Raw genomic sequence first — 14,593 nt, 5'->3', positions numbered from 1 at the left:
CGGACGCCGCCGTGGCGGTGCTGGCCTGTCCCGTCTGCGCCGCCCCCCTGACCGTGGGGGGGAGCGGGGACGTGCTGCGCTGCCCGGCCGGTCACTCCTTCGACCGGGCGCGCCAGGGCCACGTGACCCTGCTGCCGCCGGGGCACCGCGCGCCGTCGGGTGACTCCGCGGAGATGGTGGCCGACCGGGTGTCCTTCCTGGCCGCCGGCCACTACGCCGGAATCGGTGCCGCGCTCGGCGACGCCGTGCTGGAGGCCGGGGGAGCGGCGCCGGAGCGGCTGCTGGACCTGGGTGGCGGAACGGGCCACCACCTGGCCACCGTCCTCGAGCGTGCCCCCGGCGCGACCGGGGTCGTGCTGGACTCCTCGCCCTACGCCGCGCGCCGGGCGGCCCGGGCACACCCGCGGGCGATGGCGGTCGTCGCCGACACCTGGGCGCGGCTCCCGGTCCGGGACGGCGCCGTCGACCGCGTGCTCGTCGTCTTCGCCCCGCGCAACGGCCCGGAGATCGCGCGGGTGCTGCATCCCGCGGGCCGGCTGGTGGTGGTGACGCCGGCGGACGACCACCTGACCGAGCTGGTCGGCCCGCTGGGCCTGCTGCGGGTGGACCCCGACAAGGCGGCCCGGCTGGCCGGTTCGCTGGAGCCGCACCTGGTGCCCGTGGCGAGCACCGAGCGGCGCGACGTCCTCCGGCTGGACCGCGCCGCCGTGGCGACCCTGGTGGGCATGGGCCCGCACGCTCGGCACCTGCCGGCCGGTGAACGCGCTGCTCGGCTGGGTGTGCTGCCCGACCGGGTCGAGGTGACCGCCGCGGTCCGGCTGACGACCTACCGCCGGCCGGGCTGAGGGCCCTCCGATGGCGCCCGGCGACGCGCGGCGCGCCCGCCCCGTCCCGCGGCAGCGACGGCGGAGGGCCCGTCTAAGCTGCTCGGCGTGACGATTGCACCGGCGCCCATCGTGAGTCGGCCGAGCCCGGCTCACGTGGTCGAGAGGGGCTCGCGGCTGTCGAACCTGCTGCGGACCACGGACCACAAGACCATCGGCCTGATGTACCTGGCCGTCTCGTTCATGTTCTTCATCCTGGGTGGCCTGATGGCCATGCTGATCCGGGCGGAGCTGGGCCGGCCGGAGCTGCAGTTCCTGTCCCCGGAGCAGTACAACCAGCTGTTCACGATGCACGGCACGCTGATGCTGCTGATGTTCGCGACGCCGTTGTTCTTCGCGTTCGCGAACCTGATCATGCCGTTGCAGATCGGTGCGCCGGATGTGGCGTTCCCGCGGTTGAACGCGTTCTCGTTCTGGCTGTTCCTGTTCGGCAGCCTGATCGTGGTGTCCAGCTTCGCGACCCCCGGTGGGGCGCCGGACTTCGGCTGGACGGCCTACACGCCGCTGTCCAACGTGGTGCACACCCCCGGGGTGGGCGGGAACCTGTGGATCGGTGGGCTGGCGGTCTCGGGTCTGGGCACGATCCTGGGCGGGGTCAACTTCATCGCCACGATCGTGTGCCTGCGGGCGCCGGGGATGACGATGTTCCGGATGCCGATCTTCACCTGGAACGCCCTGGTGACCTCGATCCTGATCCTGCTGGCCTTCCCGATCCTGACCGCGGCGCTGTTCGCGCTGCTGTCCGACCGGAACCTGGGCTCGCAGATCTACTCGGTGGAGAACGGTGGGCCGATGTTGTGGCAGCACCTGTTCTGGTTCTTCGGCCACCCCGAGGTGTACATCATCGCGCTGCCGTTCTTCGGCATCATCACCGAGATCATCCCGGTGTTCGCCCGCAAGCCGCTGTTCGGCTACAAGGGCATGGTCGGGGCGACGCTGGCGATCGGCTTCCTGTCCCTGGCGGTGTGGGCGCACCACATGTACGCCACCGGCGCGGTACTGCTGCCCTTCTTCGCGTTCCTCACCTACCTGATCGCCGTTCCCACCGGGCTGAAGTTCTTCAACTGGATCGGCACCATGTGGCGGGGTCAGATGACCTTCGAGACGCCGATGCTGTTCTCGATGGGCTTCATGGTGACCTTCCTGCTCGGTGGGCTGACCGGTGTGCTGCTGGCGTCCCCGCCGCTGGACTGGCACGTCTCGGACAGCTACTTCGTCGTCGCCCACTTCCACTACGTGGTGTTCGGCACCGTGGTGTTCGCCGCCTACGCCGGCATCTACTTCTGGTTCCCCAAGATGTGCGGCCGGATGATGGACGAGCGGCTGGGCAAGCTGCAGTTCTGGCTGACCTTCATCGGCTTCCACGGCACGTTCCTGGTGCAGCACTGGCTGGGCAACGAGGGCATGCCGCGCCGCTACGTGGACTACCTGCCCACCGACACCTTCACCACGCTGAACATGATCTCCACCATCTTCAGCTTCGTGCTGGGCGCCTCGGTGATCCCGTTCATCTACAACGTGGTGCGCTCCTGGAAGTACGGCAAGCTCGCCCTGCGCGACGACCCGTGGGGCCACGGCAACTCCCTGGAATGGGCCACCTCCTCCCCGCCGCCGCGGCACAACTTCGTGGAGATCCCCCGCATCCGCTCCGAGCGCCCCGCCTTCGAGGCGCACTACCCGCACCTCACCGAGCGGCTCCAGGCCGAAGCCCACGCCGGCAAGCGCCACGAGCCCTACGCCGGGGTCAGCGAACTCGTCCCCGGCACCGGTCCGCGCCAGGGTCCGAACGACCCCGACCCCACCTGAGGCGCATCCAGCAGGACATCGGACGCCCCGTCGGCCTCACGGCCGGCGGGGCGTCCGTCGTCGTCGGGGGCTACCGCAGGAGCGGCGGATCGGGTGCGGCACCATGACGGCGTGCCGCTGGACCCCGTGCCGTCGAACCCCGCGCCCCCGATGCCCGAGGTCTCGCAGGTGACCCCTGCCCGGGCCCTGCTCACCGTCAGCGGTGGCGACCGGCCCGGTGTGACGGCGCGGCTGTTCGCTGCACTGGCCGGGGGTGCGCCCGACCTCGAGGTCCTCGACGTCGAGCAGGTGGTGGTCCACGGGCAGCTGGTCCTCGGCGTCGTCGTCGGGGTGGTCTCCCCGGACGGAGCCCCCGCGGTGGACCAGGACGCGCTGCTGGCGCACCTGGGTCCGCTGGCCGCCGCCGTCGCCGCGGACGTGGGTCTCCGGGTGGAGGTCGAGCCGGCCTCGGCCGGACCGGCGTCGGTGTCGGCCGGCCGCCCGCACCACGTGATCCTGCTCGGCCGCCCCGTCTCGGCCGAGGCGGTCGCCGGCGCGGCGCAGGGCATCGCCGCGGTCGGCGGGAACATCGACGCCATCCGGCGGCTGTCGGACTACCCGGTCACCAGCTTCGAGCTGACCGTGTCCGGCGCGGAGGCCACGGCCCTGCGGACCGCGCTGGCATCGGTCGCCGCCGCGACCGGTACCGACATCGCGGTCGAGCGCGTCGGGCTGGCCCGGCGCAGCAAGCGGCTGATCGTGCTCGACGTCGACTCCACGCTGGTGCGGGGTGAGGTGATCGACGAGCTCGCGGCCCGTGCCGGGCGCGCGGCCGAGGTCGCCCGCATCACCGCCGCCGCCATGAACGGGGAACTGGACTTCGCCGAGTCGCTGCGCAAGCGCGTCGCCGTCCTGGCGGGGCTGCCCGTCGAGGTGCTCGACGAGGTCCGCGAGGCGCTCGTGCTGACCCCGGGCGCGCGCACGCTCATCCGCACGCTGCAGCGCCTCGGTTTCCGGTGCGGCATCGTCAGCGGCGGCTTCACCCAGATCACCGATCCGCTGGCCGACAGCCTCGGCCTGGACTTCGCGGCGGCCAACACCCTCGAGGTCGTCGACGGGAAGCTCACCGGCGGTCTGGTGGGGGAGATCGTGGACCGGCCCGGCAAGGCGCGTGCCCTGGCGCGGTTCGCCGCCGACTACGGCATCCCGCTCGACCAGACCGTGGCCGTCGGGGACGGCGCCAACGACCTGGACATGCTCAACACCGCGGGGCTGGGCATCGCCTTCAACGCCAAGCCGTTCGTGCGCGAGCAGGCGCACACCGCGCTCAACCAGCCCTATCTGGACGCCGTGCTGCAGGTGCTCGGCTTCACCCGCGACGAGGTGCTCGACGCCACGTGATCTGTCGTCCTCCGGACGACACCGCGGTGTGATCTGTCCTCCTCCGGAGGACACCGCGGCCAGGAGCCGTGCCCTGCTGCGCGGAGCCCCACCGTCGCGCCTGCGCGGGACCCTCCGGGCCCCACTCGGCGCGAACCCCCGGTCCAGTCGCGACGCCCCTCGAGGGCGTGCTCACGCAGACGCGTCAGCGTCCCCCTCGAGCTCGACGCGCGCGGTGCGGAGCTGGTCCAGCGCTGCCTCGGTGGTCGCCTCCGAGACGCCCGCGGTGAGGTCGAGCAGGACCCGGGTGGTGAGCCCGTTGGCCACGGCGTCCAGGGCGGTGGCCCGCACGCAGTGGTCGGTGGCGATGCCCACGACGTCGACGGCGTCCACGTCGTGCTGCCGCAGCCACTCGGCCAGCGTCACGCCGTCCGCCGTCCCCTCGAAGCCGGAGTAGGCGGCGGCGTACTCGCCCTTGTCGAAGACCGCCTCGATCGGCGCGCGGTCCAGGGCCGGGTGCAGCTCGACCCCGTCGGTGCCGACGACGCAGTGCCGGGGCCAGGAGTCGACGAAGTCCGGAGCCTCGGAGAAGTGCGACCCCGGGTCGATGTGGTGGTCCCGGGTGGCGACGACGTGGTCGTACCCACCCTCGGCCATGTGGGCCGTGACCGCGGCGGCCACTGCGGCCCCGCCGGCGACGGCGAGGCTCCCGCCCTCGCAGAAGTCGTTCTGCACGTCGACGACGATCAGGGCGCGGGCCATGAGGTCAGGTCCTTTCCGGTTGGTCTTCGGCCGCGTCCGGAGGCTCGCCCCGAGCGTGCGAGGGGTGAGGGGGACGGCGTCCTCTTACTCGGCAGGTCAGACGGTCACGGTGTCGATCGCGGGCTCGCCACGGGACAGGGCGAGGGCCTCCGGCGGCAGCGCCTCGCGGACCCGCTGGTGGTGGGCCGTGGCCCGGCTCAGCGCCTCGGCAGGGGAGACCGGGTCGCAGATCTCGCCGTCGCGCACCAGCGGCACGAGCAGGTCGCGGTCGCCCGGGCGCGCAGCGACGGGGTCGGCGGTGACCACCTCGGCGGTCGCCACGCCGTCGGGGTCGTGCCGGCGGACGGCGTACTTCCGGCCGCCGACCGAGCGCTTGCCCTCGGACCGCTTGGCCACCGGGACGCCGTCCCGCTCGACCAGCTTGTAGACCATCCCGACGGTGGGCGCGCCCGACCCGGTGACCAGGGAGGTGCCGACGCCGTAGCCGTCGACCGGTGCCGCGGCCAGGCCGGCGATCGCGTACTCGTCGAGGTCGCTCGTCACCACGATCCTGGTCCCGGTCGCCCCGAGCTCGTCCAGGAGCTCGCGGGCGCGGGTGGCCAGCGTGGGGAGGTCTCCGGAGTCCAGGCGGATGCCCCCGAGCTCGGGGCCGGCCACCTCGACGGCCGTCCGGATGCCCTGCTCGACGTCGTAGGTGTCCACCAGCAGCGTCGTCCCCTTGCCGAGAGCCGCCACCTGGGCCTCGAAGGCGGACCGCTCGTCGTCGTGCAGCAGCGTGAAGGCGTGCGCGCTGGTGCCCGCGGTGGGCACCCCGTACCGCCGGCCGGCCTCCAGGTTCGAGCTGGTTGCGAAGCCGACGAGGTGCGCGGCCCGGGCGGCGGCCACCGCGGCCTCCTCGTGCGTGCGGCGCGAGCCCATCTCGATGCACGGCCGGTCGCAGGCGGCCGAGATCATCCGGGCCGCCGCCGAGGCGATCGCGCTGTCGTGGTTGAGCACCGACAGCGCGAGGGTCTCCAGCAGCACGCCCTCGGCGAAGGACGCGCGCACGGTGAGCACGGGGGAACCCGGGAAGTACAGGTCGCCCTCGGCGTAGCCGTCGATGTCTCCGGAGAAGCGGAAGTCGGCCAGCCAGTCCAGCAGGCGGGCGTCGGTGAGCCCCTGGTCCCGGAGGGCGGCGATCTCGCCGTCGCCGAACCGGAAGTAGGGCAGGGCCTCCAGCAGCCGGCCGGTGCCCGCGAGCACGCCGTAGCGGCGGCCGTGCGGCAGCCGGCGGGCGAAGACCTCGAAGACGCACTGCCGGTCGGCGGTGCCGTCGGCCAGCGCCGCGGCGACCATCGTCAGCTCGTACCGGTCGGTGAAGAGCGCGGGGGCCGGTGGGGGAGTGAGCCCGGTGTCCACAGCCATGATCGGGAAGCCTAGGCGGGGGCCGGGACCGGGGCAGATCGGCGTCCTATGGTGGACCCGTGGCCGGACCGCTCGCTCCGACTCGGACCCCCGAGACGACGGAAGAGGAACGCGGGGAGCTGGACCGCCCCTGGGTCACCATCGTCTGGAACGACCCGGTCAACCTGATGACCTACGTGACCTTCGTCCTGCAGGAGCTGTTCGGCTACGACGAGCCGACCGCCACCGCGCTGATGCTGCAGGTGCACCACGACGGCAAGGCGATCGTCAGCTCGGGCCCGCGCGAGCGCATGGAGCACGACACCAGCCGGCTGCACGCCTACGGCCTGTGGGCCAGCTACCAGAGGGATACGTGAGCGAGCTCGCGAGCTCGGCCATGACGGCGCGCCCCGGATCCGCGCGTCCGACGAGTGCAGCGAGGAGGCTGGCGTGAAGCCGTTCCGTGCCGCGCGCAGCGGTGAGTTGGTCGCCCGCCTGGAGGGTGCAGAGGCCGGCATCCTCGGGCTGCTGCTGGACCAGCTCGAGCAGCTGCTCTCCGCCGACCTCGACGACGTCGGCGACGACCCGGTGCTCGGCCGGCTGTTCCCGGACGGGCACCGCTCCGACCCGGAGATGGCCGCCGACTACCGGGAGCTGACCGAGGCCTCGCTGCGCGGCGCCAAGGCCGACGACCTGGCGACCGTGCGCGCCTCGCTCCCGGCCGAGGGCGGCGAGGTGCGGCTGGACGTGGAGCAGGCCGCCGCCTGGCTGCGCACCAGCAACGACCTCCGCCTGGCCCTGGGCACCCGGCTGGACATCAGCGAGGACACCGAACCGCCGGAGGACGTGGCCGACGAGACAGACCAGCAGCTGGCCGTCTACTACTGGCTCACCGCCGTGCAGGGCTCGCTCGTCGACGCGCTGGTCGCTGCTCGCTCCGGCCGAAGGTGAGCAGCACCAGGGCCGCCAGCAGCAGGTCGAGGGTGAAGAAGACGTAGACCAGGCCGTGCAGCTCGACGTCCTTGATCAGGGCGCCGATGCAGGAGATCAGGGTGATGGCCGACAGCGCCAGGACCAGGAGCAGCACCAGCGCCCGCAGCGTGACCATGACGATGACCGGGGCGCGGTCGTTCGGGTCGCCGGTGACGTAGCCGCGGTGCCGGAACATGTTCCGGGCACCGAGGACGAATGCGGGCAGCGCGGCCAGCACCACGCCGGCGATCAGCAGAGCGTCATCCCACACGGGTCCAGACCGTATCGGTTGTTCACCGGATGGTTGCCGAGGTCACCCTTCCCGGCCCTGTCCCGGTCGCCGGAAGGCGCCGCCTAGACTGGCCGGGTGCTGCGCATCGACCGCGCGACCTACGACGCCATCGTGGCCCACGCCCGGGAGGACCACCCGGACGAGGCCTGTGGCGTCGTCGCCGGCCCCGAGGGCAGCGAACGGCCGGAGCGCTTCGTCCCGATGCTCAACGCCGCGCGGTCGCCGACGTTCTACGAGTTCGACTCGGCCGACCTGCTGCGGCTGTACCGGGACATGGACGACCGTGACGAGTGGCCGGTCGTCGTCTACCACTCGCACACGGCCACCGAGGCCTATCCGTCGCGCACCGACGTCGGCTACGCATCCGGCCCGGCAGCGGACCCGCGCACGCACTACGTGCTGGTCTCCACCCGGCACCACGAGAAGCAGACGGGGCTGGCCGGCGACGAGGTCGAGTTCCGCAGCTACCGCATCGTCGACGGCGAGGTGAGCGAGGAGGAGGTCGAGATCGTCGAGTCCTACCTCTTCGGACACTCGCCGACCACCGTCGTCTACGACTGAAGAAGGACCCCGTCCTCCCCGCCCCTCGCACGCTCGGGGCGGGCCCGGGACGGGGCTGCCGCCGGTGCGGAATCCCGCACGGCGCCCGGGCGTTGCGCCCGCTAGACGCACCACGTCGCTGCCGCTCGCGCAGCGTGCCCCCGACCAGCCGAACACTTCCGAGGAGAACGCACGCCATGGCCATCGAGGTCCGGATCCCCACCATCCTGCGCACCCACACCGGCGGCAACAAGACCGTCCAGGGCAGCGGGGACACCCTGTCCGCGCTCATCGACGACCTCGACGCGCAGCACTCTGGCCTGAAGAACCGCCTCGTGACCGAGGAGGGCAAGCTGCACCGCTTCGTCAACGTCTACGTCAACGACGAGGACGTGCGCTTCACCGGCGCCCTGGACACCCAGGTCAAGGACGGCGACTCGGTGACGATCCTCCCGGCGGTCGCGGGCGGCTGCTGACCGGTCGCACGCCCCGGTCGCACCCCCGGTCCTCCCGCACCCTCCCCGTCCCGGAAGAGCTCCCATGGCCCGCTTCGCCTCCCTCGTCGACTCGCTCGGCGGCACCCCGCTCGTGGGGCTGCCGAATCTGTCGCCGACCTCCGACGTGCGCCTGTGGGCCAAGCTCGAGGATCACAACCCGACCGGCTCCATCAAGGACCGCGCCGCGATCACGATGATCGAGGCCGCCGAGAAGGACGGGCTGCTGCAGCCCGGCTCGACCATCCTCGAGCCGACCAGCGGCAACACCGGCATCTCGCTGGCCATGGTCGCCCGGCAGCGCGGCTACAAGCTGATCTGCGTCATGCCGGAGAACACGTCGGTGGAGCGCCGGCAGCTGCTGGAGATGTACGGCGCGCAGATCATCTCCTCGCCGGCGGCCGGCGGCTCGAACCAGGCCGTCGCCATGGCCAAGGAGCTCGCCGCCGAGCACGACGACTGGGTGATGCTCTACCAGTACGGCAACCCGGCCAACGCGCAGGCGCACTACGACGGCACGGCGCCGGAGATCCTGGCCGACCTGCCCTCGATCACGCACTTCGTCGCCGGGCTCGGGACGACGGGCACGCTGATGGGCTGCTCCCGCTACTTCCGGGAGCACAAGCCGGGCATCCAGGTCATCGCCGCCGAACCCCGGTACGGCGAGCTCGTCTACGGCCTGCGCAACATCGACGAGGGGTTCATCCCCGAGCTCTACGACGCCTCGCTGCTGGACTCGCGGTTCTCCGTCGGCCCCGACGACGCGATCCACCGCACCCGCCAGCTGGTGGAGCGCGAAGGGATCTTCGCCGGCATCTCGACCGGCGCGATCCTGCACGCCGCGCTCGGCATCGCCGACAAGGAGGTCGCGGCCGGGCGCAAGGCCGACATCGTCTTCATCGTCTGCGACGGCGGCTGGAAGTACCTGTCCACCGGCGCCTACGCCGGCACGCTGGACGAGGCGACCGCCGCGCTGGAGGGCCAGCTCTGGGCGTGAGCTGAGCGTCGGTGGGCTGTGCCAGGCTGCGGGCGTGCTGATCCAGGCCTGCCCGAACGGCCCGCGCCGTCCCGGTGACCACCCGGCGCTGCCGGTGAGCCCCGCCGCGGTGGCGCGGGATGCCGCGGCCGTGGTGGCCGCCGGTGCCCGCGAGCTGCACGTGCACCCCAAGGACGACGCCGGCGCCGATTCCCTGCACCCGGCCCACGTGGCAGCGGTGGTCACGGCCGTCCGTGCGGCGGTCCCCGGCGTACCGATCGGGGTCACCACCGGCGCCTGGGCGCTGCCCGATCCCGGAAAGCGGGTCGAGGCGATCCGGGCCTGGACCGTGCTGCCGGACCACGCGTCGCTGAACTGGCACGAGGACGGCGCGGACGACGTCGCCGCTGCGCTGCTCGACCGCGGGGTGCAGATCGAGGCGGGCCTCTGGCACCTGGAGGGGGCGTCCGCCTGGCAGGCCTCGCCGCACCGCGACTCCTGCCTGCGCGTGCTGGTGGAGCTGCCCGACGGTCCGGACGCCGCGGCCGCCGAGGCGGAGGCCGCCCGGCTGCTCGCCGCCGTCGGCGAGGGCCGGCCGGTGCTGCTCCACGGTGAGGGAAGCAGCTGCTGGCCGGCGCTGCGCTCGGCGGCGCGGCGCGGCCTGGACACCCGCATCGGGCTGGAGGACGTGCTCGCCCTGCCCGACGGCACACCGGCGCCGGACAACGCCGCGCTGGTCGCGGCGGCGACCACGGTCGTCGCCGCGGTGCGCGCCGCGGACGGGGCGGGCGGTTAGCCTGACCGGCGACATGGGGACGACGCAGCCGGGTGCGGACGCACCGATCGGCATCTTCGACTCGGGCGTCGGTGGGCTCACCGTCGCCCGGGCGGTGCTGGACCAGTTGCCGGGCGAGGCGATCCGCTACATCGGCGACACCGCCAACGGCCCCTACGGTCCGCTGCCGATCGCCGAGGTGCGCCGGCACTCCCTCGCGGTGATGGACGACCTGGTGGCCGACGGCGTGAAGATGCTCGTCGTGGCCTGCAACTCGGCCAGCGCCGCGTCGCTGCGGGACGCCCGGGAGCGGTACGACGTGCCGGTCGTCGAGGTCGTGCTCCCCGCCGTCCGCCGGGCGACCGCCGCCACGCGCAGCGGGCGGATCGGCGTCATCGGCACCCAGGCCACCGTCACCAGCGGCGCCTACGAGGACGCCTTCGCCCCGGTGCCCGGTGTCACCGTCACCAGCGCGGCCTGCCCGAGCTTCGTCGACTTCGTCGAGCGGGGGGTGACCAGCGGCCGGCAGCTGCTGGGGCTGGCCCAGTCCTACCTCGACCCGCTGCTGGCCGCCGGGGTGGACACCGTCGTCCTCGGGTGCACGCACTACCCGCTGCTGACCGGCGTCCTCTCCCTGGTGCTGGGCGACGACGTCACGCTGGTCTCCAGCGCGGAGGAGACCGCCAAGGACGTCTACCGGGTGCTGACCCGCAGCGGGCAGCTGCGCGAGGAGGCGTCGCCACCGCAGCACGCCTTCCTCGCCACCGGGGATCCCGAACCCTTCGCCCGGCTGGGGCGCAGGTTCCTCGGCCCCGAGGTCGGCTCGGTGCTGCGCGCCGGCGCGGTGGGCGCGGCATGAAGCTGACCATCGTGGGGTGCTCGGGCAGCGGCCCCGGCCCCGCCTCGCCGGCGTCGTGCTACCTGGTCGAGCACGAGGGCTTCCGGCTGGTGCTCGACCTCGGCAACGGGTCCTTCGGCGCACTCCAGGGCCTGATCGACCCGGGCACGGTCGACGCCGTCTTCCTCTCGCACCTGCACGCCGACCACTGCCTGGACGTCGCGCCGTTCGTCGTGTGGCACCGGTACTCCAAGCGGTCGCCCGGCCGGCTCGTCCCGCTGTACGCGCCGGTGGGCGCGGAACGCCGGCTGGCGCTGGCCTACGACCTGGACGGCGACGGGCTCACCGACGTGTTCGACTTCGTGCCGGTGGGTCCCGGTGCCCTGACGATCGGCCCGTTCGAGGTGGGGCTGGCACGCACCGCGCACCCGATCGAGACCTACGCGATCCGGCTCACCGCCGGCGGCCGGTCGCTGGTCTACACCGGTGACACCGGCGTGAGCGACCGCGTCGTCGAGCTGGCCCGGGGCGCCGACGTGCTCCTCGCCGAGGCCGCGCACCCCGACAACGACCCCGACCAGCCACCGGGGCTGCACCTGACCGGCCGTCAGGCGGCCGAGCACGCGGCCGCGGCCGGCGTGGGCAGGCTGCTGCTCACCCACATCCCCGCGTGGGTCGACCGGATCGGACAGCTCTTCGCCGCCAGCTCGGTGTTCTCCGAGACCGAGCTGGTGCAGCCCGCGGGCACCTACGAGATCTGACGCCCGACCGGGCGACGACCGCTTGCCGGGTGCGCGGCTGCCGGGCAGCGTGACCGGCGTGGCCACCGACGAGCTGGACGGCGTACCGCTGACGAGCCTGGAAGCAGCGCTGGGCGACGGCCTCGGGGTGACCAAGCGCGACCTGGTGGACTACCTCGCGGCTGTCGCCGACCGCATGGTCCCGGGACTGGCGGGGCGGCCGCTGTCGGTCATGCGGGTGCGCCCCGGGCAGGCGCCGTTCATGCAGCGCAACGTGAGCAAGGGGGCGCCTGAGTGGGTGCGCACGGTGCCGGTCTGGGCGGCCGGCGCGCACCGCGAGGTGCACCAGGTGCTCTGCGACGACCGCCGGACCCTGATCTGGCTGGCCAACCAGCGGGCCGTCGAGTTCCACGTGCCCAACTTCTGCGCGGGGGAGTCCGAGCCGACCGGGCTGGTGCTCGACCTCGACCCCCCGGAGGGTGCGGACTTCGCGGCGGTCGTCGCCGTGGCCGGGCTGGTGCGCCGGGCGCTGGATTCGGCCGGGCTCGCCGGGGCGGTGAAGACGAGCGGGTCGAAGGGCGTGCACGTCGTCGTCCCGGTGGCCGGTTCGTCGTTCGAGGACGTCGCCGCGGCCACGCGGGCGCTGGCGGCACGCACCGCCGCGCTGGACCCGGAGCGCGCCACGACCGCCTACATCAAGGAGGACCGCGGCGGCCGGGTCTTCGTCGACTCGACGCGGTCCGGGCAGGGCACCGTCGTCGCCGCCTACAGCCCACGGATCCGTCCCGGGCTGCCGGTCTCCTTCCCGGTTGCCTGGCACCGGCTCGGCGAGGTGCAGCCCGCCGACTTCACCGTGACGACCGCGCCCGTGCTGCTGGGCGACGCCGATCCGTGGGCGGAGGCGCTGCCCGCGCCCCAGCACCTGCCGGCCGACCTGGTCGCCGAGGGGCACACGATCCCGGTCGCCCGGGTGCAGGCGATGCACGAGGGCAAGCGCCGCAAGCGTGCCCGTGAGGCCGGGAGCTCCTGAACGCACCGATGGGGGCGCTGCCCTGGCGCCGCAGGATGGCGCCGGTCACACTCGGCTCGCCAGGAGGGCTCGTCCACGAGGAGCACAGGCCATGCGCCGTTGCCTGATCGTCGCCAACCAGACACTGACCACCGACACCCTCACCCGCGCGGTGCAGGAGCGCATGGCGGCCGAGCCGCACGAGTTCCTGCTCGTCGCGCCGGCCACGCCGGCGGGTGACGAGGCCGAGGGGCCCGCCGCCTACGCGTCGCTGGGCCCGTCGGTGACCGACCGGGCCTACGCGCTCGCCCGGCAGCGCCTCGACCGGGCGCTGGACTCCCTGCGAGCGCTGGGGGCCACGGTGGACGGCGAGGTCGGGGACGCCGATCCGCTGCAGGCCGTCCGGCTCGGCCTCGGCCGGTTCCCGGCCGACGAGATCGTCGTCTCCACCCTCCCCGGCGGACTGTCCGCGTGGCTGCGCCGGGACCTGCCGGCGCGCCTGCGCAAGGGGTGCGGGGTGCCGGTCACCCACCTGGTCTCCGACGCCGCCGCCACGGCCCGCGCCTGATCCTGCCGGGTGGGCGGGGCGCCACCGGACCCGCGTTCTGAAACATCTGCGGGAAGTGTTGCGCGACCGCGAACGGTGACGCTACTTTGACGCCGCGTCGATGGTGATGTGCATCACATACCGGGCCCGGTGCATCGGCGGATCCCCTCGGTCGCCGCTGCCGTCGGCTGCGGTACTCCTGTCGAAAGGTCCACCGTGCCCATTCCTCGCTTGGTGGCGCGCGCCCTCGCGGCGCTCGCCCTCGCGCTGGCGACGGTCGTCGCCACGTCGATCCCCGCCTCCGCCGACCCGTCCTGGTGGCGGGGCCCCGCACCCACCCAGGCCAGCATCACCGCCGAGCGCGGCCCGTTCGCCGTCTCCTCGACGTCGGTGTCGAACTGGTCCACTCCCGGCTTCGGCTCGGCCACCATCTACTACCCGACGACCACGACGGCGGGCACGTTCGGTGGCGTGGCCATCTCACCCGGGTACACCGCGTCGGAGTCGACCATCGCCTGGCTGGGCCCGCGGATCGCCTCCCAGGGCTTCGTCGTCATCACCTTCAACACCAACTCCCGCTACGACCAGCCGGCCTCCCGCGGTGACCAGCTGCTGGCCGCGCTGGACTACCTCACCGGCTCCAGCTCGGTCCGCTCCCGCGTGGACGCCGGCCGGCTCGCCGTGCTGGGCCACTCCATGGGCGGCGGCGGTGCGCTCGAGGCGGCCAAGGACCGGCCCTCCCTGCAGGCGGCCATCCCGCTGACCGGCTGGAACACCGACAAGACCTGGCCCGAGGTCCGCACGCCCACCCTGGTGATCGGCGCGGAGAACGACAGCGTGGCCCCGGTGAGCAGCCACTCCATCCCGTTCTACGACAACCTGACCAACGCGCCCGAGCGGGCCTACCTGGAGCTGAACAACGCGAGCCACTTCGCGCCGAACAGCCCGAACACCGACATCGCGTCGAGCTCCATCGCCTGGCTCAAGCGGTTCGTCGACGACGACACCCGGTACACCCAGTTCCTCTGCCCGGGACCGTCGGTCTCCTACTTCGGGAGCATCTCGGACTACCGCGCCACCTGCCCCATGTGAGTCCGGGGCACTGAGGGGGGGGGGGGGGGGGGGGGGGGGGGGGGGGGGGGGGGGGGGGGGGGGGGGGGGGGGGGGGGGGGGGGCGCCGTGTTCGGAGGGGTGGGGGGGGGTGTGCGGGGGGCTG

At 73.3% G+C, this 14,593-nt stretch carries 17 protein-coding genes; 14 read left to right on the top strand and 3 right to left on the bottom strand.

Annotation, left to right across the window (positions count from 1 at the left end; translation table 11 throughout):
- Nucleotides 1-11: 11 nt before the first annotated feature.
- The 3 genes from ACI793_RS02640 (at nt 12) to serB (ending at nt 4,070) form a co-directional block, all read left to right on the top strand.
- Entirely contained in the window at nt 12-845 is an 834-nt protein-coding gene (locus ACI793_RS02640; protein ID WP_456605182.1) for a putative RNA methyltransferase, read from the top strand.
- 87 nt (nt 846-932) lie between these two features.
- Nucleotides 933-2,690 carry an aa3-type cytochrome oxidase subunit I gene (gene ctaD / locus ACI793_RS02635; RefSeq protein WP_456604810.1) on the top strand — a complete coding sequence of 586 codons (1,758 nt, stop codon included), beginning with the start codon at nt 933-935 and terminating at the stop codon, nt 2,688-2,690.
- A 111-nt stretch (nt 2,691-2,801) separates the two neighbouring features.
- Nucleotides 2,802-4,070 (top strand): phosphoserine phosphatase SerB, encoded by a 1,269-nt coding sequence (gene serB / locus ACI793_RS02630; RefSeq protein WP_456604809.1) that lies wholly within the window; start codon nt 2,802-2,804, stop codon nt 4,068-4,070.
- Nucleotides 4,071-4,241: 171 nt separating this feature from the next.
- Here serB and ACI793_RS02625 read toward each other — a convergent pair whose 3' ends face one another.
- Both ACI793_RS02625 and ACI793_RS02620 read right to left on the bottom strand, forming a co-directional pair.
- Nucleotides 4,242-4,811, bottom strand: a complete 570-nt coding sequence (locus ACI793_RS02625; RefSeq protein WP_456604808.1) for an isochorismatase family protein — start codon at nt 4,809-4,811, stop codon at nt 4,242-4,244.
- 96 nt (nt 4,812-4,907) lie between these two features.
- Nucleotides 4,908-6,215: a nicotinate phosphoribosyltransferase gene (locus ACI793_RS02620; protein WP_456604807.1), complete on the bottom strand. Its 1,308-nt coding sequence runs from the start codon at nt 6,213-6,215 to the stop codon at nt 4,908-4,910.
- Between the two features lie 59 nt (nt 6,216-6,274).
- Here ACI793_RS02620 and clpS point away from each other — a divergent pair, with 59 nt between their 5' ends.
- Together clpS and ACI793_RS02610 are read left to right on the top strand one after the other, a co-directional pair.
- The gene (gene clpS / locus ACI793_RS02615) at nt 6,275-6,571 is read left to right on the top strand and encodes an ATP-dependent Clp protease adapter ClpS (protein ID WP_456604806.1); all 297 of its coding nucleotides are present in this window, start codon (nt 6,275-6,277) and stop codon (nt 6,569-6,571) included.
- A 73-nt stretch (nt 6,572-6,644) separates the two neighbouring features.
- On the top strand, nt 6,645-7,145 hold the full coding sequence (locus ACI793_RS02610) for a DUF2017 family protein (protein WP_456604805.1): 501 nt from the start codon (nt 6,645-6,647) through the stop codon (nt 7,143-7,145).
- On the opposite strand, the gene ACI793_RS02605 is transcribed toward ACI793_RS02610, so the two are convergent.
- Entirely contained in the window at nt 7,084-7,437 is a 354-nt protein-coding gene (locus tag ACI793_RS02605; protein ID WP_456604804.1) for a hypothetical protein, read from the bottom strand. The genes ACI793_RS02610 and ACI793_RS02605 overlap by 62 nt on opposite strands.
- Before the next feature lie 96 nt (nt 7,438-7,533).
- Here ACI793_RS02605 and ACI793_RS02600 point away from each other — a divergent pair, with 96 nt between their 5' ends.
- The 9 genes from ACI793_RS02600 to ACI793_RS02560 all read left to right on the top strand — a co-directional run bounded on the left by ACI793_RS02600 (nt 7,534) and on the right by ACI793_RS02560 (nt 14,469).
- Complete coding sequence (locus ACI793_RS02600) at nt 7,534-8,019, top strand: M67 family metallopeptidase (RefSeq protein WP_311345126.1); 486 nt, start codon at nt 7,534-7,536, stop codon at nt 8,017-8,019.
- 176 nt (nt 8,020-8,195) lie between these two features.
- The gene (locus tag ACI793_RS02595) at nt 8,196-8,474 is read left to right on the top strand and encodes a MoaD/ThiS family protein (protein ID WP_456604803.1); all 279 of its coding nucleotides are present in this window, start codon (nt 8,196-8,198) and stop codon (nt 8,472-8,474) included.
- A gap of 64 nt (nt 8,475-8,538) precedes the next feature.
- Nucleotides 8,539-9,489: a PLP-dependent cysteine synthase family protein gene (locus tag ACI793_RS02590; protein WP_456604802.1), complete on the top strand. Its 951-nt coding sequence runs from the start codon at nt 8,539-8,541 to the stop codon at nt 9,487-9,489.
- Between the two features lie 34 nt (nt 9,490-9,523).
- Entirely contained in the window at nt 9,524-10,264 is a 741-nt protein-coding gene (locus ACI793_RS02585) for a 3-keto-5-aminohexanoate cleavage protein (RefSeq protein WP_456604801.1), read from the top strand.
- Nucleotides 10,265-10,277: 13 nt separating this feature from the next.
- Nucleotides 10,278-11,102, top strand: a complete 825-nt coding sequence (gene murI, locus ACI793_RS02580; RefSeq protein ID WP_456604800.1) for a glutamate racemase — start codon at nt 10,278-10,280, stop codon at nt 11,100-11,102.
- Nucleotides 11,099-11,842: an MBL fold metallo-hydrolase gene (locus ACI793_RS02575; RefSeq protein WP_456604799.1), complete on the top strand. Its 744-nt coding sequence runs from the start codon at nt 11,099-11,101 to the stop codon at nt 11,840-11,842. Before murI ends, ACI793_RS02575 begins: the two co-directional genes overlap by 4 nt.
- A 58-nt stretch (nt 11,843-11,900) precedes the next feature.
- Nucleotides 11,901-12,851, top strand: coding sequence for a DNA polymerase domain-containing protein (locus ACI793_RS02570; RefSeq protein ID WP_456604798.1), 951 nt, complete (start codon nt 11,901-11,903; stop codon nt 12,849-12,851).
- Between the two features lie 91 nt (nt 12,852-12,942).
- Complete coding sequence (locus ACI793_RS02565) at nt 12,943-13,398, top strand: hypothetical protein (RefSeq protein WP_456604797.1); 456 nt, start codon at nt 12,943-12,945, stop codon at nt 13,396-13,398.
- Between the two features lie 195 nt (nt 13,399-13,593).
- On the top strand, nt 13,594-14,469 hold the full coding sequence (locus ACI793_RS02560) for an alpha/beta hydrolase family protein (protein WP_456604796.1): 876 nt from the start codon (nt 13,594-13,596) through the stop codon (nt 14,467-14,469).
- Nucleotides 14,470-14,593: the final 124 nt, after the last annotated feature.

The organism is Blastococcus sp. SYSU DS0617, from assembly GCF_054051075.1.
This window is presented reverse-complemented; position numbering and strand designations above follow the sequence as displayed.